Raw genomic sequence first — 17,867 nt, 5'->3', positions numbered from 1 at the left:
GCCCTCCGCGACTGTCCCAATCACCTGGGGCGCGTTGGCCAGGGCCTGACGCGGGCTGCAGTCGTCCTCGACCAGCACAACCGTGTGATTCATGCGCCGCCCTCCACGACTGTCCCAATCACCTGGGGCGCGTTGGCCAGGGCCTGACGCGGGCTGCAGTCGTCCTCGACCAGCACAACCGTGTGGTTCATGCGCCGCCCTCCACGACTGTTCCAATCACCTGGGGCGCGTTGGCCAGGGCCTGACGCGGGCTGCAGTCGTCCTCGACCAGCACAACCGTGTGGTTCATGCGCCGCCCTCCACGACCGCCCCAATCACCTGGAGGGCGCTGGCCAAGGCCTGACGCGGGCTGCAGTCGTCTTCGAGCAGCACAACCCTGTGATTCATGCCGCGCCCTCCGCTGCGGGCATGCCAATCAGCGGCAGGCAGACCTTGACGCAGGTGCCGCGTCCGACCCGCGAGCGGATGTCGACGCTGCCCTGATGCGCACGCACCACCGCATTGACCACCGCCAGGCCCAGGCCGGTGCCCGTGGTCTTGGTGGTCAGGAAAGGTTCGCCCAGGCGCTTCAACAGCGTCGCGTCGATGCCGCTGCCGGCGTCACTGATGCGCAGTTCGAGACACTGCTCGCGGCGCAGCAGGTGCACTTTGAGCCGCGCCGGGCTGTCGCTGGCCTGCAGGGCGTTGTCGATCAGGTTGAGCAATGCCCCGACCAGGGTGTCACGGTTGCACAGCACCTCCCCCAAACGCACATCGCACTGCCAACGCACAGCGTGGCCTTGGACATGGCTGTGGGCGGCTTGCTGCAAGGCCTGGAACAGCGCCTTGGGCGTCAGGCGATCGGTCAGCGGCAGCTCGCCACGGGCAAACACCAACATGTCGCGCACCTGGTGTTCGAGCTCGTGCAGGCGGTCCTTGAGCTGACCGGCAAAACGCAGCCGCGTGTCACTGGCCAGGCTCTGCGCCGGGTCGGCGAGATGGCTGGCGTAGAGCATGGCGGCCGACAGCGGCGTGCGGATCTGGTGCGCCAGGGACGCGACCATGCGACCCAGGCTCGACAACCGTTCGTGGCGCGCCAGTCGATCTTGCAGGCGACGGGTTTCGGTCAGGTCGTTCAGCAGCAGCAACTGGCCAGGCTCGGCGCCCAGCGAGCGGGTGGCGATCGACAGCCGCCGTCCGTCGCGCAGGGACACCTCATGGCCATCGTCGTGACGGGGCGCGAAGCGTTCGGCAATCACGGTGCGCCAGCACTGGCCGAGCAGCGGCACGCCGAGCAGCTCAAGGGCGGCGGGGTTGGCCTCGCTGACCGTGCCGCGTCCGTCGATCACCACCACGCCACCGGGCAGCACATCGAGCAGGCTCTGCAACCGACCGGCCAAACGCTCCTTCTCGGCCAGCTCGGCCATGCGCTGGGCGCCGACCACCGCCAGTTCGCCTTTGAGCGCACTGACCTTGGCCTCGAGCATGCCGTATGAGGCATTGAGCTGGCTGGACACCTGGCTGAACACGGCAAACGCCTGCTCCAGGCGTTCGCGGCTCTGGCTCTGGCTCTGGCTCTGGACGGTCGGGCGTTGCGGGAGTTCGGGAGCTTGGGAACGGGAGGCGGCCTGAGGCATCGGGGATTCTCGCGTGGCTGACCGTCATAAAAACGACCTGTTGGCGAGGGTGTAGCAAGGGGCGTGCCGGGCTGGGGATGATACCGCTGAGAAAGGCTGAACAGGGAGGCGTGAGGACGTGGCTCGCGACAGGAATGCCGTGCTTTGCCTGCGGCCACGGGTCGTCTGAATCAGGCCGGCTACGCCGGCCATCGCGGCGATAGCCGCTCCCACCTGCTCGGATACACCCGCCCGGATCGCATACGCCTACGCCTATCGAATGCTTGCGCCAGGATCGTATATTCCTACGCCTATCGAATGCTTGCGCCCGGATCGCATATTCCTACGCCTAGCGCAGGCTTGCGCCCGGATCACTTACGCCTATCAAGCAGGCTTCGTCTGGCTCAGCACCTGCTGGAGCGGCTTCAGCCGCAGCAGCCCCGATGGCTGCAACCGCGGCGTGCCTGCCGGTACGGCCCGACACAACAGCGCGACGTCCAGCACCCCTGCGTGAAGCGGCCTATTCTTCGGCCGCTTCTTCCCCGTCGCGCCGGCTCATGCCGTACTTGCGCATCTTTTCCACCAAGGTGGTACGGCGAATACGCAGGCGTTCGGCGGCGCGGGCGACGATGCCGTTGGCATCGTCCAACGCCTGCTGAATCAGGCTCTGCTCCAGGCCACCGAGGTAGTCTTTCAAGTCGAGGCCCTCAGGCGGCAGCATCGCGTGGCTGGCGAAGTTCGGCGCATGGCCGTTGATCGCTACACGTTCTTCAAGATCACTGCGCAGGCTGTCGACCAGCTGCTCGTCTTCATCCTCGATATAGCGGAATTTCTTGGGCAGTTCCGCCACGCCGATCACCCCGTAAGGGTGCATGATCGCCATGCGCTCCACCAGGTTGGCCAGCTCGCGCACGTTGCCCGGCCAGCCGTGGCGGCACAGTGACATGATGGCCGCAGAATTGAAGCGAATCGAACCGCGCTTTTCATGTTCCATGCGCGAGATCAGCTCGTTCATCAGCAACGGAATGTCCTCGACCCGCTCGCGCAGTGGCGCCATCTCGATGGGGAAGACGTTGAGCCGGTAGTACAGGTCCTCGCGGAACGAGCCGCCCTCGATCATGGTTTCGAGGTTCTTGTGGGTCGCGGCAATGATGCGCACGTCCACGCTTTGGGTCTTGTTGCTGCCGACCCGCTCAAAGGTGCGTTCCTGTAGCACACGCAGCAATTTGACCTGCATGGGCAGCGGCATGTCGCCGATCTCATCGAGGAACAGCGTGCCGCCGTTCGCCAGCTCGAAACGCCCAGCGCGGCTGGTGATCGCGCCAGTGAAGGCGCCCTTCTCATGGCCGAACAGTTCACTTTCCAGCAGCTCGGCCGGAATCGCCCCGCAATTGACTGGCACGAACGGCGCGTCACGGCGCTTGGAGTGGTAGTGCAGGTTGCGCGCCACGACCTCTTTGCCGGTACCGGATTCGCCGAGAATCAGCACGCTGGCATCGGTGTCGGCCACCTGCTGCATCATCTGGCGCACATGCTGGATGGCACGGCTGGTGCCGACCAGGCTGCGGAACAGGTTGGGTTCGCGCTGACGACCGCGCTCGCGCGCCTGGTCATACATCTCGCGATAGACCTGCGCACGGTGCAGGGAATCCAGCAGCTGGCTGTAACTGGCCGGCATCTGCAGATTGGAAAGGACCCGACGACGTAGGTCATCAGGAAACTCGGCAGAAGAAATTTCACCTAATAGCAGCACGGGAAGGAACTCATCCCACCCAGCGACGGTCTTAAGCTGCCCGAGTACTGTGCTTGGTGCATCCACGGTGCCCATGAGCACACACAGGATTTCGCGACTCGATTGCAGTGAAGCCACTGCCTGCTGCCAGTCCTGGCTTGAGCAGGCGAGGTTGTCTTCGCCCAGGAAATTCAGCACGACCGCCAGATCGCGGCGGCGGTTGCTGTCGTCATCAATCAGCAGAATCTTGGTTTCACGCCACATGCAATAGCAACTTCCCTAGTCATATCGGCGCCGGGGAGGCGAGTTCGAGATCACTCCGACGTAATCAATCAACGTTGGGACGCTCGAAATACGAAAACAGCTACTAGTAAAGTAAAAAACGTCTAGGCAGTCAAATTAATGGCGCCAAGCGGGCGGTATTCTTGCGTTATTTACCTCAACTGAAGAGATGGTAAACCTTCGCGGCGGATTTTGCCTGATTGATCTGAGACATTTCCGTCGCAATGGCCTGACGCTCTCCCATTGTGGCGTCAAGCAAATCGCGGTAGACCTCAAGTAATCCTTCCAGTTTGGCCTTGATCTGGGCCTCGTCCACGACCTCCGCCGTCAGCATGTCGTCGATGCACCCGCGACAGGTTTCATCGAGCTTGCCAATAGCTTCCCAATCGCGCTCGCCCAAGGCGCTGAGCAGGGCATCGCGGGTCTCGTCGAATCGTTGGATGGCAGTGTTCACGACAGGCTCCTTGCAGGCTTAGCCGGCTTGTTGCGCGGGCGGGATCTGGTCCCAGCCGCTCTTGACGGTGATCAGCAGCCGAGCAACTTCATCAATCATGCTGGCATCGTTGGCGATATTCGCCTGCATCAGGCGATTGGTCATGTAGGCGTACAAGCTGGCAAGCTGCTCGATGGACTCGGGATTTTCGCTTTTTTCTGCACTCAGGCCATCACGCAGACCGATGATGATGTCGATGGCCTTGCCGATCAGCAAGCCCTTCTCCGCCACGTCCCCGCGGGCCATGGCGCCCTTGGCCTGGGCCATGCGGTCCAGCCCACCCTCCATCAGCATCTGCACCAAGCGGTATGGCGTGGCTTCGGAGATCTGTGCATGGGAATTGACCTTCTGGTATTGGCGAAGGGCTCTCATGGGGTTCATCGGTGCAACCTCGTGACAGAAAAAAGATAACGGCTCTAATGACAGTTATGTCGGCAGAGCCTCCGATTACTTAAGCGACCGATCAGCTATCGCTGTTGGCCTTGTTCAACGCATTGAGGGTGGTCATGACGCTGTTGCTCTGCGCACGCAGCTGGGCCACCAGGGTGTCCATGGCGTTGTACTTGTCTTGCAGGCTTTTGGTCAGGGCGGTCATGCGGTCATCGAGCGTGGTCTGCTCGGTCTTGAGCTTGTTGAGGTTGTCGGTGAGGGTCTTGGTGCGCTGGGCGAAGGTGCCGGTGGTGGCCTTGGCGAAGTCTTCGGTCGCGCTCTGCATGCGCGCCAGCAGCCCGGTCTTGCCGTTGAAGATGCTTGGCAGGTCGGCAATGTTGGTGGCCGCTGCAGCGCTCCACTTCTTGTCGTCCAGGCTCAGCAGGCCGCCATCTTGCGAAGTGGTGACGCCAAACTGGGCAAGTGACTTGAACGCACCATTGCCCGACAACTGGCTCATCTCGTTGCGAATTGTGGTGACCAACGCGCGCATGTTGGCATCGCCCGTCAAAGCACCTGCCACCGGGCTGCCATCGGCGCCCTTGCCGACCTTGGTCTCGGCGTTGATGGCGGTCATCAGCGCGTTGTAGGTGTCGACGAAGCCCTGTACGCCTGACTTGAGCGTGCTGGCGTTGGTGGTCAGCGAGATCAGGGTCGGTGAGCGCTCGTTATTGGTGCTGCTCGTGTTCTTCGGCGACTCTCCCACTAGCGTGATGCTCAACCCGCTCACCGCATCCGAGATCTCGTTGCTCTTGGAGGTCATGCTGATGCCGTCGAGCACGTACTCAGCATTGGACGGCGGGCTGATGACCTTGTAGTCGGTGTCGATGCCCGAGTTGCCACCCAAGGTGATGTCCGACCCCTCGCCCATCTTGGTCGAGGTCACCACCAGGCGCGAGCCATTGGCATCGGTGAGCACGTTGGCGCTAAGACCCGAGGTGCCGAAGGTGCTGTTGATGCTGTCGCGCACCTGCTGCAGGGTGGCCCCGGCCGGCACGCTGAGGTCATAGCTCTTGCCCGACTGGGTCATGCTGAAGGTGGTGGCCGCGCCGGTCTTGTTGACCACGGTGCTCGCGCCATCGGCATACACCTGGGTCGACACTTTCGACGCGGTGGCGAGCTTGTTCACGGTCAGGTTGAACGCGCCGTTCGCCGCACCGTTGCCGGCTTTGACCGTGGCGACTTTCTCGTCGGCAGACTTCACGCTCAAACCGCTGAAGCTGTTGCTGGTGGTCATGTTCTCCATGGCCCCACGGAACGCATCGAGCGCCGCCTGCACCTTGCCGAGGGAAGACAACGTCGTGGTCGCCTTCAGTGTCTGGGTATTGATCTGGGACTGCTTCGGCGCCTTCTGCGCGTTGACCAGTGCCGTGACAATCGCCTGGGTATCGATGTTCGAACCGATGCCGCTGACTGTTGAACCTGCCATCGTTGTCTCCCTGTCATTCAGTCACTGCCAACAGCTTGACGATCACGTTCATCGAACCACTGCGGCAACACGTTTCATGCCAACGCTAGGCTTCGTCCTTGAAGAGCAGACTGTTGGCGTCGTTGAGGGTTTGCGCCAGCTTCAGCGCAGCCTCGGAAGGCAATTGACGAATCACTTCGCCAGAATCGGTCGCAATGACCTTGACCACGACTCTACCGCTGTCGTCATCAATCGAGAATTCAAGGTTGCGCTGATTGTCGCGGGCAAAGTCGCGCATCTCACCCACGGCTTTTTCCAGGTCCTCGCGACTCGCAGGGGCCGGCGGGGCAACAGCCTTCACCGTAGCCGGCGTATCCGGCGCCACCGCCAGGTCCGCCGAACCTTTGGGCGGCGCGACAGCCGGCAGCACGGGCGGAGTGTAACCCGGGTTCATTTTTACGCTCATGTCCATGGGTGGGACTCCTCACGTCAGAACGGCAAAAGGGCACGTAGAACGCGCCCTTTCGTTGCTAGCCTGGCTGCGCCATTACTGAAGCAGTTTCAGGACCGAGGACGGCAGCTGGTTGGCCTGCGACAGGATCGCGGTGGAGGCCTGTTGCAGGGTTTGCTGCTTGGTCAGCTCCGCAGTTTCTGCAGCGAAGTCCACGTCTTGTACGGTCGAACGTGCAGCGGTGGAGTTCTTCTGAATGTTCTGCAGGTTATCGACAGTGGTCTGCAGACGGTTCTGGGTAGCACCCAGGCCGGAACGGTTGCTGTCGATCGAGCCGATGGCCTTGTCGATGACGGCCAGCGCGTTCTGGGCGTTGGTCGCGTCGGTGACGTCGGTTTGCGAGATGGTGGTCTTGCTCGAAGTCAGTGCAGTACCAGTACCGAAAATCTCTTCTGCACCGGCGCCGCTCAGCGAGTAGCCCTTGGCCGAGTCCAGCGACACTGCGCCGGTGGCAACCAAGTCATCAGCGATAGCAGCGGTGGTCGAGAACTTGCCATCAGCGCCTTTGGTGGCAACCTCAATTGCTGCACCGCCGGTGGTCGCGGTGAATTTGACGTTCTCACCGCTGTCGGATTTGATCGACAGCTTGCCGCTTTCTTGGTCGAAGTTGACGCTGATGCCGAGTTTGGCGGAGTTGGATTTCAACTGTTCGGCCAGCCCGGCAGTGTCGGTCACGCCTTTGATGTCCACTTTCTGGTCACCGACCTGCATGGTGAAGCTGGCAGGCGCGGCGGTAGCAGCGGTCTTGTCGACAGCGAAGCTGACTTCGGTGCTGGCAGTAGCGGTCAGACCACCGATCAGACCGCCCAGGCCTTTGGCGACGTCCTTGGCGGAAGCGCCGGCACCGACGGTGTAGGTTTCGCTCTGGCCGTTACCGGTCACAGTGATGTCGCCACCCGTCAGACCATTGGCTACAGGTGGAGACGACAAGCTCTTGATCTGCTGCGAACCGATGTTATTGGCCGCAACGTTCTCCAGCGACAGGTTGATGGTCTCGTTGGCGTTGGCGCCAACCTGAATGGCCTTGGTGCCGTACGAGCCGTCCAGCAGTTTCTGGCCACCGAAGGTGGTGGTCTGGGAAATACGGGTCAGTTCAGCAGTCAGTGCCTGGTATTCGTCGTTGTTCGACTTACGGTCGTCGGAGCTCAGCGAGCCGGTGGACGAGGACAGCGCCAGGGTACGCATTTTCTGCAGGATGTCGGTCGAAGCCTGCATTGCGCCTTCAGCGGTCTGGGCGATCGAGATACCGTCGTTGGCGTTCTTCACTGCCTGGCCCAGGCCGTTGATCTGGCTGGTCAGACGGTTGGAGATCTGCAGGCCTGCAGCATCATCCTTTGCACTGTTGATCCGCAGGCCGGACGACAGACGCTGCATCGAGGTCGTCTGGGCGTTGCTGGCCTTGGTCAGGTTGGCCTGAGTGGTGATCGAAGCAATGTTGGTGTTAACGGTTAAAGCCATGACGAAATCCTCGGTGGATGAGTTACTGCGGCTTCCGGCCTTGGCAACCGCCGGATGTGGCCTAGAGAACCTTCGTAATGTTTATCGTCGGATGCGGCGTTGGCTTGAGGGCTATTTGCAAAAAAAATTGCCACTACCGTGCCATCTTTTGCCAAATCAAGCGCTTAGGCCGTTCTGGAACCGATGAGCGGACGAAGAAAAAGCGCCGGGGCGAGGCCTGCCGGCGCTTTTTTCTGATCGTTCTGGTCAGCTTCGCGCGGCGCACTCGGCGCGGCGAAGCCCAAGGCGTTCACATCAGCTGCGCTGCAGAATCGCCGAGCCCCATGACAGCCCTACGCCAAACCCACTGATCGCCACACGTCGCCAGGTGCCGCCGAACATGTGTTTTTCCAGCAGCAGCGGAATGCTCGAAGACACGGTATTGCCGGTTTCCAGCATGTCCTTGACGAATTTCTCCGGACGTTTGTGCTCCAGCTCTTCCTCGAAGCGGCGCGCCACGGCGTCGACGATGGCGGCGCTGCCCTGGTGGATGCAGAAGGCGTCGATGTCGGACGACTGCAGGTCGCTGGCCTCAAGCAGCTCGCGCAAATGCGCCGGCACCTTGAGCAAGGCGAAGTTGAAGACTTGGCGACCGTTCATCAAGAAGGTGCCGTCACTGACCTTCAGGTGCGCGGCGCCCGACCCATCGGTGCCGAAGCGCGACTGGCCGAGCTGCCAGTCGGCGCCCTCGCCCATCCACGTGGCGGTGGCCGCGTCGCCGAACAGCATCGTGGTGTTGCGGTCATTCGGATCGACGATCTTGGAGTACGGGTCAGCGGTGATCAGCAGGCCGTTCTTCAGGCCCGTGGCGTCCATGAAGCCCTTGATCGCGTACAGGCCGTAGACGTAGCCGGAGCAACCGAGCGACACATCGAACGCGGCGACCGAGGTGCTCAGGCCGAGCTTGTCCTGAACGATGGCCGAGGTGTGCGGCAAGCCTTCTTCGTCGCCATTCTGGGTAACCACGATGAGCACATCGATCGACTGCGGGTCGAGGCTCGGGTTGTTGACGAACAAGGCGCGGGCCGCTTCGACGGCGAGGTCGGAGGTCTCCTGTACAGCCTCTTTGCGCGGCAGGAAGGCAGAGCCGATCTTGCCGAGGATGAAATCTTCGTTCTTTTCAAAACGCGCACCTTGGGCGTAGTTGTCTACGCCCTGGGCCGGCACGTAGCTGGCGATGCTTTTAATGCCAATCATTCTGGCTTCCCAATCAAAACAGCCAAAGTCCGCCGCTCGCAGTGTGAGGGCGCCATGAGGAGGGGCTGGCGTGCAGATACACGACGCGCACAGATTCGTTGCCTGTATGCCGAAAGATAAAAGGCAACAAAATGCGACAGCCGCCAATAGGATACAGGGAAGATGCAGGTTTTGACTCATTGGTCACATTGAAAAGGCAAAAGCCCAGCGGCACGTGGGCAGCTTGAGCCTTCAGCGCTGGGCCGGTCGGCGCACCCCAAGGCCGTTTGCCTGTCAGCAGGGCGCTGTCTGGGTCAGAGCCGCTAGGCGGCACATCGCGGTTGAGCGGAGCGAAAGAGGAGCAAGCGTGCAGCGACGTCGACGGTCGGCGCAACACAACGCGCTAACTCGATTGCGTCCACTCGAGCGTGCCTGGGAAGCGCGCGACAAACCGCGTGCCGCCCTCTGGTGTCGAGGTGACCGAGAGCGTCCCCTGATGACCCGCGACGATCTGCGAAGCGATATACAGGCCCAGGCCCAATCCTTCGCCCCGACCACCACCTGCAGACCTTGTAAAGGGCTGGAACAGCAGCGGCATCAATGTGCCGGGTATTTCAGGGCCCTGGTTCCTGACTGACAGAACGATATGCGCGTCCTGCATGCTGGCTAGCACTTCGACCGGGTGATCAGCCGACCCGTGAGTGACCGCATTGCCTAAAAGGTTCGACAACAACTGTGCCATCCGCCCGGCATCACAGAAGATCCCTGGCGGGATGACCACGTCGTGCGTGATCTTGACGTGGGGATGGCTCGCAGCGACTTCGTTGATGACGCCTGTAAAAATGTCGCCCAGGCTGTCTACCAAGTTCCGCTTGACCGGAATGCCGCCCCCCAGCTTTCCCCGAGAAAAATCCAGGACATCTTCGATCAGATGGCTCATCCGCTGTGAGCTTTGCCGGATGGCGGTCGCAAGCTTTTGCTCGCGGCCGGTGGGGAGCTTGGCCTCCAGCATGTCGGCGCTCATACGGATCGCGCTCAGCGGTGAACGCAGATCGTGGCCGAGGACGGCAATGAACTGATCCCGAAGAATGCCCGTCTCGGTGGCAGTGGCCAGCGCGATTGTCTTGGCCTCGAGATCTGCCTGAGCGTCCAGCTGAACGGCGATCAACTCGGCGAACAGCGTCAGGGTATTGGAAACCGTCTCCTCATCGAACTGAGCGGGCAGTTGATCGATAGCGCAGAGCGTCCCAAAGAAATCCCCGTTTTTTCGGACGATCGGAATGGAGACATAACTTTCCAGACGGTAGGTCGCTGGCGTGTGGTGGGCTGAATACACCGCATCTTCGCTAGCATGCTTGAATATGACCGGCTTTTGATGCTGGCGGATTTCATGACAGATCGTCGTTTCCAGCACCAGTTCGCCACCTGGGATGAGGCCAAAATTGATGGAATCGTCTACGGCGCAAGCCACCCATTGGGTGTCAGTCACCCGTGCGATCGCGGCAAAGCGCATGCCGGTTATAGCCTTCACCATCTTGAGGATGAGCGGCACGGCCTCGATCTGGGCAACCGTACTGTTATCGTGTGCAGAGTCTGAGGGATGAGGCATCAGGATCGCCGAGGGGTGAATTGCAAATCGCAATTAAATCGTAAGGTCCGATGGGTGACAACGCGCCAGCACACGATAAGCGGTCGCACACACACGTGTCCCGCGCTGAAACCGTTTGGTCAGAATCAAGCTGCCTGCTCGGGGTGAGCGCGCGTCCGGTCATGTGCGGTTCGGATGACCGCCAGGAATGCGGCGATCATTTCAACATTCGCCCCACCCACCGTTTTGCGCGAGGCAGCGCAGGCCTGGCGCCAGGGGTTCTTTGAATGGCGAAGCAAGGAGGTTGTCGAGATGGCCGGGCTTTGCTCCCCCCATAGCTCCTGATGACGTTCGTGGGCTCGGGAGGGAGCCGGTCCGACACTGCGCTGGCCTCGAAGGGCTACGCAGAAGCCCCGCCGTTCACCGGGCAGGCGATCCACCTGAACGCCGCTGCCGCCTGATCCGCCCGCGCAGCAGGCCTACCCTGCCCTTACAACTTGTTGAACAAGCTCAACTGCGACACCCGCGAGAAGGCCAGCTGCGAAGCTTCGAGCATCGCCTGCTGCAGGGTCAGGGTGATGGCGGCCTGGGACATGTCGGTGTTGCCGATGGCGTCCTGGGTGGTCTTGTTGGCGACGCCCAGGCTGGTGTTTTCCTGGCGCTGGATCTCCAGCGAGTTACCACGCGCACCGATCGAGCCGCGGGTGATGTCCAGCCGTTCGCGGCCGCTGGCCAGGTTGGCCACGGCCGAGGACACGGCGTTGCGCAGGTCGACGTTGGCGTTCTTGTCATCGATCGGGGCATCGAGCACCGCGCGCAACTTGGCCAGGGTCTGCAGCGGGTTCTGCGTCTGGTGGGTGTTGGCGGTCACGGAGAACTGGTCACCGGCCTTGGGCGCATCGCTGAGCTGGTAGGTGACCCCGGCCACCGTAAAGGCACCGCCGGCGACCGTGCCCTTGGCGATCGATTGCGCGCCTTCGGTCATCGGCTGGGCATACAGCTCATACGCGCTGTCGCTGGTGAACTTGATCACCGCGCCGCTGCCCGGGAAGGTGCTGTGGTAGTCGGCGGCGTTGCTGATGCTGCTGCCGGTGATCTGCGCCGTTGAGGTGTTGCCGGCCGCACGGGTGGCGGTCAGGCTGTCAGGACGCACCTGCAGCTTGAACTGATGCCCGGCCACCGCCGCATCGGCATCTTCGCCCGTCTTGAGGGCCAGGTCGATGCGAAACTCCACACCGCGCAGGTTGACGACATTGCCACCTTCGGTGCTGGCGTCGAAGACCCCATTGGTGGTGGTTTCGGCGGTGATGTCCTTGCCGCTGGCATCGGTGATCGAGAACTGCGTCGAGCTGGTGAAATTCAGCGAGTACGGCTGGCCCGAGGCGAAGCGGCTGTTGTACGTCGGCGTCGAGGTCATCAGGCCCTGGGACAACAGCACCTTGCCGTCATCGGTCGTGGGTGCGGTGAGGGTCGACTGGGTGCGCTCCTTGTTGGTCGCCTGGTCGAACACGCTGAAGCCCGAATCGTTGGTGGCCAGGCTCAGGGTGTCGGACACCTGCAGGCTCAGCTGGGTCTGGTCGCCCTGGAAGGTGTAGGTGCCATCGGCGTTGCGCACGTAGGGCGGTGTGGCGCTCTTGGAGCCGCCGAACATGTAGTTGCCATTGGCATCGCGCGAGTTGAGCAGGCCGAACACGTTGGCCTCGATCTCTTTCAGCTCGCTGCTGACCGAGGTGCGGTCGGCATCGGTCAGGCCCGCACCACCGGCACGCAAAGCCAGGTCGCTGGCGCGCTGCAACGCATCGTTGATGGTCGTGAGCACGCTCTCCTGCTGCAGCAGGGCGTTGCTGACCGTGGAGATGTTGTTGCTGTACTGGCCCAGCAGCGCTTGCTGCTGTTGCAGGACCAGCAAGCGCGCCGCGCCGACCGGGTCGTCGCCGGCGCTTTGGATGCGCACGCCTGAGGTGACCTGGTCGTTGGTCTTGGCCATGTCGGAGAAGTTCTTCGAATAGCTGGTGGCGCTGGCGTCGTAGAACTGAGCAGTCGAGATGCGCATGGTCAGCTCTCCTTCAGAGTGCGTTGATCAAGGTTTGGAAGGTTTCCTGCGCCGCCTTGATGATCTGCGACGACGCCGTGTAGTAGTGCTGGAACTTGACCAGGTTGGCCGCCTCGTCATCGAGGTTCACCCCGGACACCGCGCCGCGGCTTTCCTTGGCCGACTTGAGCACCGCATCGGTCGCGGTGCCATCGATCTTGGCCTGGCTGGCCTTGGCGCCGACCCGCTCTACCAGCGAGGCGTAGGACGATGTGAAGCTGATCCCGCCGCCCGAATTGGTATCCACCGTGGCTTTGGTCTGCAGCGCCAGCAATTGCGTGGCATTGCGGTTGTCGGCCTTGCCGTCGGTGTTGAACGACAGGCTGAAGCTGTCATTGCCATTGGGGCTGCCGCCAATGCTGGTGTCGAGGCTGAAGCTGCGCGGCTGGCCATTGCCATCGAGGATCGGCGCGCCGCCGGCATCGCGCATCGGCACGCTGATCGAAAGCTTGTTGTCCTGCCCGGGCACGATGCTGCCTTTGCCGATCGAGGTGCCCTTGGCATCGAACACGGTGTAGCCCTGGGCGCCGTTGGCGGCAGCCTGGAACACGATGCGCACCGGCATCGAGGTGCGCATGGCGTCGCGCACGATGGCCGTGTCGGTACCGCCGTAGATGTCCAGGCGCTCGGTCAGGGTCGGCTGGGCGATGGTACCGGTGCCGCCGTTGCCGCCATTGGCGGCCGCGGTCACGGGCGCGGCAAAGGCCAGTTTGTTGGCGTCGAGGGTCACGGTGTTGATGGCCGCCGCAGCGGTGCGGGTCGGAATCACCTTGAAGCTGTCGCCGGCCGCCAGCGCGCCGCCTTTGAGCGCCAGGCTGAAGCCGTCGATCACCGGCGCAGGGTCGGCACTGAGGTCGAAGTTGCCCATGTCAGTGCCGTCGGAACGGCGCACGCTGTACTGCGTGCCGCTGCTGAACTTGACCTCGTAATCATGGATGCTCAGCGCGCCGCTGTTGCGAATGCTCACATCGAGGTTGCCGGAGCCGGCGCTGTTGCTCGACGAGGCCAGGCTGCGCTGGGCGATGGCCGTGGCGCTGTTGATGCTGGAGAACAGGTCGGCGCCGAACTGGCCGTTGGCATCCAGGCCCTGGCCCAACTGCGAGTTGATGCTGTCGGTCACCACCAGGGCCACACGGCCCAGCTCGTTCATCGCCGGCGCCAGCACCTCGTTGCGGTAGCGCAGCACGCCGCCGATCTGGCCGCCGGTAATCACCGAGGTCACATCGGAGCTGAAATTGGGGTAGTCGATCTTGATGCTGGCCTGGCTCTTGTCGGCGCTGCCCGGCTCGACCGACAAGGTGTTGGCGCGCACACCGGTGACCAGCGCCTGGCCGGTGCCCAGTGACACGTCGAAATTGCCGTCGCGCTCCTGCACCGTCACCCCGACCAGCTCGTTGAGCTGGCGCACCGCTTCACCGCGGGCATCGAGCAGGCTGTTAGGGCTGCTGCCCGAGGCGGTCTGCTGGACGATCTGGCGATTGTATTCGGCGATGTTGGCGGTGAGCTTGTTGACCTGCCCTGCCACGGTCTGCAGCTGCGAATTGATCTGCTCGTTCTGCTGGTTCATCTGGCTGGCGACCGCATTGAAGCGGTTGCTCAAGGTCTGCGCCTGGGTCAGCAGCAACTGCCGCGAAGCCACGTCAGACGGCGCCGCAGCGGCGGTCTGCAACGCCGAGAAAAAGCCTGTTAGCACCGAGCTGATGCCGGTATCGCGGTCGGCCAGCAGCTTGTCCATGCCGCTGATCTGGTCTTGGAACGCGGTCGCATCGGCCTGCAAGGAGGTGGCCGACTGCAACTGGTTGTCCAGGTAGGCGCTGTAGATGCGGCGCACCTCGGACAAGGTGGTGCCGGTGCCCAGAAAGCCTACGCCGATGTTTTGCGACGGGCTGCTGGTCTGGATCGTCTGCTGACGGGAATAGCCCGACGTCGCGGCGTTGGCGATGTTGTTGGAGGTCACCGACAACGCCGCTTGGCTGGCAGTCAGGCCGCTCAGCCCGATCGAGATCAGATTGGTCATGCGTCAATCCTTATAGAGTCGTTGCAGAGCCGGCCATGGCGTATTGAGTAGTGGGTTGCAGCTGCCTGGCAATGCTGATGATCTTGCGCGCGTAGTCAGGATCGGTGGCGTACCCGGCCTTCTGCAGCTCTTTGGCAAACTGTTCCGGTTTATCGGCAGCGGCCACCGCATCTTTATAGCGGCCGTTGTTCTGCAGCAGGCTGACCAGGTCATGGAAGCTGTCTTCGTAGGATTCGTACGAGCGGAACGCCGCACGTTCCTTGACGAACTTGCCTTCACGGAATTCGCTGGTGATGGCGCTGGCCTCCCCGCCCTGCCACTTGCCCGTGGCCTTGATGCCGAACAGGTTGTGGCTGCTGCTGCCATCGGCGTTGCGCATCACCGACTTGCCCCAGCCGGTTTCCAACGCGGCCTGGGCGACCAGGTAGCGCGGGTCGATGCCGATGCGCTTGGCAGCCTTTTCGGCCATGGGCAGCATGGTGCTGACGAATTCGTCGCTTCCCGAAAAGGCTTTCTGCGGGGCCAGCGGTGGCTGCGCCACGGCGCGGCCGAGGATCTGCGTGCCCGTGGCCGGCGCGGCGAAGGTCTGCGCGGCGGCGCCGTCGAGCTTGGCCAGCGCGTCACGGCCGCGCAGCACGGGGCCGGCCGGGGCCTGCGCCGAACTGCCGGCGGAGGGCACGATGCCGGCCAGCAGACGGTCGGTGAGCTTGCCCGGCAGCGCCAGGCGTCGGGCGTTGAGCGCGGCCACATCGTTACGGCCCGCACCGGCGGTTGCATTGCCCTCGCCAGTTGCCGTGGCCACGTGCGCGCCCCACAGCGCCGGGGCATGGCCGCCAACGCGGGGCAACGCACCGCTGGCAGACGCCGCGCCAGTCTTGCGCTTGGACAACTGGCGCACCAGGACATCCTGCAAGCCGATGCCGCCGCCTTCGCGGGACATGCTCACGGCCAACTGCTGGTCGTACATGTCGCGGTACTGCTTGACCGTGTCGGTGTTCATCTCGTTGTCGTCGGCCATCACGTCGCTGGCCTTGCGCGAGGCCTTGAGCATTTCGCTGACGAACAGCGACTCGAATTCCTTGGCCACCTTGCGCACGTTGGCGTCGCTGTCGCGATCACCGTGCTTGAGCGAGCTGAGGCGATTGAGGTCGGTGTAGGCACCGCTGTCAGGCGTGTTCGATACCAGGCTCTTGGGCGTCATGGGCGCGGCCTCAGATCACGATCAGGTCGGCCTGCAACGCGCCGGCCTGCTTCAGGGCTTCGAGGATCGCCATCAGGTCACCGGGGGCTGCGCCCACCTGGTTCACTGCGCGCACGATTTCATCCAGGGTGGTGCCGGGGCCAAACTTGAACATCGGCTTGGCTTCCTGCTGGGCATTGACGCGCGAGCGCGGCACCACGGCGGTCTGACCGTTGGAAAACGCGCCCGGCTGGCTGACGATCGGATCTTCGGTGATGGTCACGGTCAGGCTGCCGTGCGTCACTGCCGCCGGCGAGACCTTGACGTTCTGGCCGATGACGATGGTGCCGGTGCGCGAATTGATGATGACCTTGGCCACCGCCTGGCCCGGATCGATCTCCAGGTTTTCCAGGATCGACAGGTAATCCACGCGCTGGCTGGGATCCATGGGCGCTGTGACTTGCACCGAACCGCCGTCCAACGCCTGGGCGACGCCTGGGCCGAGCAGTTCGTTGACCTTGTCGACCACGTGCTTGGCGGTGGTGAAGTCGGGACGATTGAGGTTCAGGGTCAGGCTATTGCCCTGATTGAACCCGCTCGGCACGGTGCGCTCGACCGACGCGCCACCCGGAATACGTCCGGCCGACGGCACATTGACGGTGATCTTCGAGCCGTCGCGACCCTCGGCATCGAAGCCGCCGACCACCAGGTTGCCCTGGGCGATGGCGTAGACGTTGCCGTCGATGCCCTTGAGGGGCGTCATCAGCAGGCTGCCGCCGCGCAGGCTCTTGGAGTTACCGATGGACGACACGGTGATGTCGACCACCTGCCCCGGCTTGGCGAACGGTGGCAGGTCGGCATGAATCGACACTGCCGCCACGTTCTTGAGCTGCACGTTGCCCGACCCCGGCGGCACCTTGATGCCGAACTGCGCGAGCATGTTGTTGAAGGTCTGCAGGGTGAAGGGGGTCTGGGTGGTCTGGTCACCCGTGCCGTTCAAACCGACCACCAGGCCGTAACCGATCAACTGGTTGCTGCGCACGCCAGAAATGCTGGCGATGTCCTTGAGCCGCTCGGCGTGGGCGCCAACGGCACAGCAGAGCAGAAGGGTCGCGGCAATCAGCTGCCTTGGGTTGAGCATGGTCATCGTTCTCAGAAGGGCCAGAGCGGGCTGAGGAAGAAGCGGTCCAACCAACCGGGCTGGCTGGCATCGGCGAAGGAGCCGGTGCCCGAGTAGGTGATGCGCGCATCGGCCACCCGTGTGGACGGCACGGTGTTGTCGGTGGCGATGTCGTCGGCGCGGATCAGGCCGGCAATGCGCACCAGTTCATCACCGGTATTGAGCGTCAGCCACTTTTCGCCGCGCACGGCGATGATGCCGTTGGGCAGCACGTCGGCGACCGTGACCGTGACCGAGCCGGTCAGCGTGTTGCCCTGGTTGGCCTTGCTGTCGCCCTTGGTGGTGCGGTCGCCGTTGTAGCCGGCGCTCAGTGACAGGTCGCCGCCGCCAAACGGGTTGTTGGTGGTGGCCGAGCCGCCGAACAGCGAGGTCAGGCCAAGGTTGGCCTTGCTGTTCTTGGCGATCTGCGAACCGGCGTTCTTGCTCGCCGAGGTGCGCTCGTTGAGGGTGATGGTGATGATGTCACCGACCCGGAACGCCTTGCGGTCGGTGTACAGGTTCTGCTCGAACCCGGCCTGATAGATCGAGCCGTTGTTGGCCGCCGCTGGCAGCGGAGTGCGCGGCAGCACCGGCGCATAGTACGGATCGTTCGGCTTGGCCGCCGGTGCCACGCACCCGGTCAGCAGTACCACGCCCCCCAGGGCAACCACGGACAACAGACGACTCATGACGCTTACCTCACGGTGT

14 protein-coding genes are annotated in these 17,867 nt (G+C 62.9%); all 14 read right to left on the bottom strand.

Annotated elements, in window-relative coordinates; all coding sequences use genetic code 11:
• Window positions 1–383: 383 nt before the first annotated feature.
• The 14 genes from SJI00_RS02075 to flgH all read right to left on the bottom strand — a co-directional run bounded on the left by SJI00_RS02075 (window position 384) and on the right by flgH (window position 17,848).
• Entirely contained in the window at window positions 384–1,616 is a 1,233-nt protein-coding gene (locus SJI00_RS02075; protein WP_322460092.1) for a sensor histidine kinase, read from the bottom strand.
• A 499-nt stretch (window positions 1,617–2,115) separates the two neighbouring features.
• The gene (locus SJI00_RS02070) at window positions 2,116–3,591 is read right to left on the bottom strand and encodes a sigma-54 dependent transcriptional regulator (protein ID WP_322460091.1); all 1,476 of its coding nucleotides are present in this window, start codon (window positions 3,589–3,591) and stop codon (window positions 2,116–2,118) included.
• Between the two features lie 175 nt (window positions 3,592–3,766).
• On the bottom strand, window positions 3,767–4,063 hold the full coding sequence (gene fliT / locus SJI00_RS02065; RefSeq protein WP_322460090.1) for a flagellar protein FliT: 297 nt from the start codon (window positions 4,061–4,063) through the stop codon (window positions 3,767–3,769).
• 18 nt (window positions 4,064–4,081) lie between these two features.
• Window positions 4,082–4,483, bottom strand: a complete 402-nt coding sequence (gene fliS / locus SJI00_RS02060; RefSeq protein ID WP_322460089.1) for a flagellar export chaperone FliS — start codon at window positions 4,481–4,483, stop codon at window positions 4,082–4,084.
• Between the two features lie 82 nt (window positions 4,484–4,565).
• Window positions 4,566–5,960 carry a flagellar filament capping protein FliD gene (gene fliD, locus SJI00_RS02055; protein WP_322460088.1) on the bottom strand — a complete coding sequence of 465 codons (1,395 nt, stop codon included), beginning with the start codon at window positions 5,958–5,960 and terminating at the stop codon, window positions 4,566–4,568.
• An 85-nt stretch (window positions 5,961–6,045) separates the two neighbouring features.
• Entirely contained in the window at window positions 6,046–6,411 is a 366-nt protein-coding gene (locus SJI00_RS02050) for a flagellar protein FlaG (protein WP_322460087.1), read from the bottom strand.
• A gap of 75 nt (window positions 6,412–6,486) precedes the next feature.
• Window positions 6,487–7,908: a flagellin N-terminal helical domain-containing protein gene (locus SJI00_RS02045; protein ID WP_322460086.1), complete on the bottom strand. Its 1,422-nt coding sequence runs from the start codon at window positions 7,906–7,908 to the stop codon at window positions 6,487–6,489.
• Between the two features lie 294 nt (window positions 7,909–8,202).
• Window positions 8,203–9,144 (bottom strand): ketoacyl-ACP synthase III, encoded by a 942-nt coding sequence (locus SJI00_RS02040; protein WP_322460085.1) that lies wholly within the window; start codon window positions 9,142–9,144, stop codon window positions 8,203–8,205.
• A 382-nt stretch (window positions 9,145–9,526) separates the two neighbouring features.
• Window positions 9,527–10,675, bottom strand: coding sequence for a GAF domain-containing sensor histidine kinase (locus tag SJI00_RS02035; RefSeq protein WP_322460084.1), 1,149 nt, complete (start codon window positions 10,673–10,675; stop codon window positions 9,527–9,529).
• A gap of 526 nt (window positions 10,676–11,201) precedes the next feature.
• On the bottom strand, window positions 11,202–12,764 hold the full coding sequence (locus tag SJI00_RS02030; protein WP_322460083.1) for a flagellar hook-associated protein 3: 1,563 nt from the start codon (window positions 12,762–12,764) through the stop codon (window positions 11,202–11,204).
• 13 nt (window positions 12,765–12,777) lie between these two features.
• Window positions 12,778–14,820 carry a flagellar hook-associated protein FlgK gene (flgK, locus tag SJI00_RS02025; protein WP_322460082.1) on the bottom strand — a complete coding sequence of 681 codons (2,043 nt, stop codon included), beginning with the start codon at window positions 14,818–14,820 and terminating at the stop codon, window positions 12,778–12,780.
• A gap of 10 nt (window positions 14,821–14,830) precedes the next feature.
• The gene (gene flgJ, locus SJI00_RS02020) at window positions 14,831–16,021 is read right to left on the bottom strand and encodes a flagellar assembly peptidoglycan hydrolase FlgJ (protein ID WP_322460081.1); all 1,191 of its coding nucleotides are present in this window, start codon (window positions 16,019–16,021) and stop codon (window positions 14,831–14,833) included.
• Between the two features lie 10 nt (window positions 16,022–16,031).
• Window positions 16,032–17,141 (bottom strand): flagellar basal body P-ring protein FlgI, encoded by a 1,110-nt coding sequence (locus tag SJI00_RS02015; protein WP_322460080.1) that lies wholly within the window; start codon window positions 17,139–17,141, stop codon window positions 16,032–16,034.
• 11 nt (window positions 17,142–17,152) lie between these two features.
• Entirely contained in the window at window positions 17,153–17,848 is a 696-nt protein-coding gene (gene flgH, locus SJI00_RS02010; RefSeq protein WP_322460079.1) for a flagellar basal body L-ring protein FlgH, read from the bottom strand.
• Window positions 17,849–17,867: the final 19 nt, after the last annotated feature.

This window comes from Pseudomonas gebzensis (genome assembly GCF_034427815.1).
GTDB lineage: Bacteria > Pseudomonadota > Gammaproteobacteria > Pseudomonadales > Pseudomonadaceae > Aquipseudomonas.
The sequence above is the reverse complement of the archived record's forward strand: the minus strand, read 5'-3'. Positions and strand labels throughout refer to the sequence as shown.

Excerpts from the sequence above, each read along its gene's own strand:
- flgJ (WP_322460081.1), bottom strand. The coding sequence starts at position 16,021 with ATGACGCCCAAGAGCCTGGTATCGAACACGCCTGACAGCGGTGCCTAC.
- SJI00_RS02040 (WP_322460085.1), bottom strand. The coding sequence starts at position 9,144 with ATGATTGGCATTAAAAGCATCGCCAGCTACGTGCCGGCCCAGGGCGTA.
- fliS (WP_322460089.1), bottom strand. The coding sequence starts at position 4,483 with ATGAACCCCATGAGAGCCCTTCGCCAATACCAGAAGGTCAATTCCCAT.
- SJI00_RS02015 (WP_322460080.1), bottom strand. The coding sequence starts at position 17,141 with ATGCTCAACCCAAGGCAGCTGATTGCCGCGACCCTTCTGCTCTGCTGT.
- SJI00_RS02030 (WP_322460083.1), bottom strand. The coding sequence starts at position 12,764 with ATGCGCATCTCGACTGCTCAGTTCTACGACGCCAGCGCCACCAGCTAT.
- SJI00_RS02050 (WP_322460087.1), bottom strand. The coding sequence starts at position 6,411 with ATGGACATGAGCGTAAAAATGAACCCGGGTTACACTCCGCCCGTGCTG.
- flgH (WP_322460079.1), bottom strand. The coding sequence starts at position 17,848 with ATGAGTCGTCTGTTGTCCGTGGTTGCCCTGGGGGGCGTGGTACTGCTG.
- flgK (WP_322460082.1), bottom strand. The coding sequence starts at position 14,820 with ATGACCAATCTGATCTCGATCGGGCTGAGCGGCCTGACTGCCAGCCAA.
- fliD (WP_322460088.1), bottom strand. The coding sequence starts at position 5,960 with ATGGCAGGTTCAACAGTCAGCGGCATCGGTTCGAACATCGATACCCAG.
- SJI00_RS02075 (WP_322460092.1), bottom strand. The coding sequence starts at position 1,616 with ATGCCTCAGGCCGCCTCCCGTTCCCAAGCTCCCGAACTCCCGCAACGC.
- SJI00_RS02045 (WP_322460086.1), bottom strand. The coding sequence starts at position 7,908 with ATGGCTTTAACCGTTAACACCAACATTGCTTCGATCACCACTCAGGCC.
- SJI00_RS02070 (WP_322460091.1), bottom strand. The coding sequence starts at position 3,591 with ATGTGGCGTGAAACCAAGATTCTGCTGATTGATGACGACAGCAACCGC.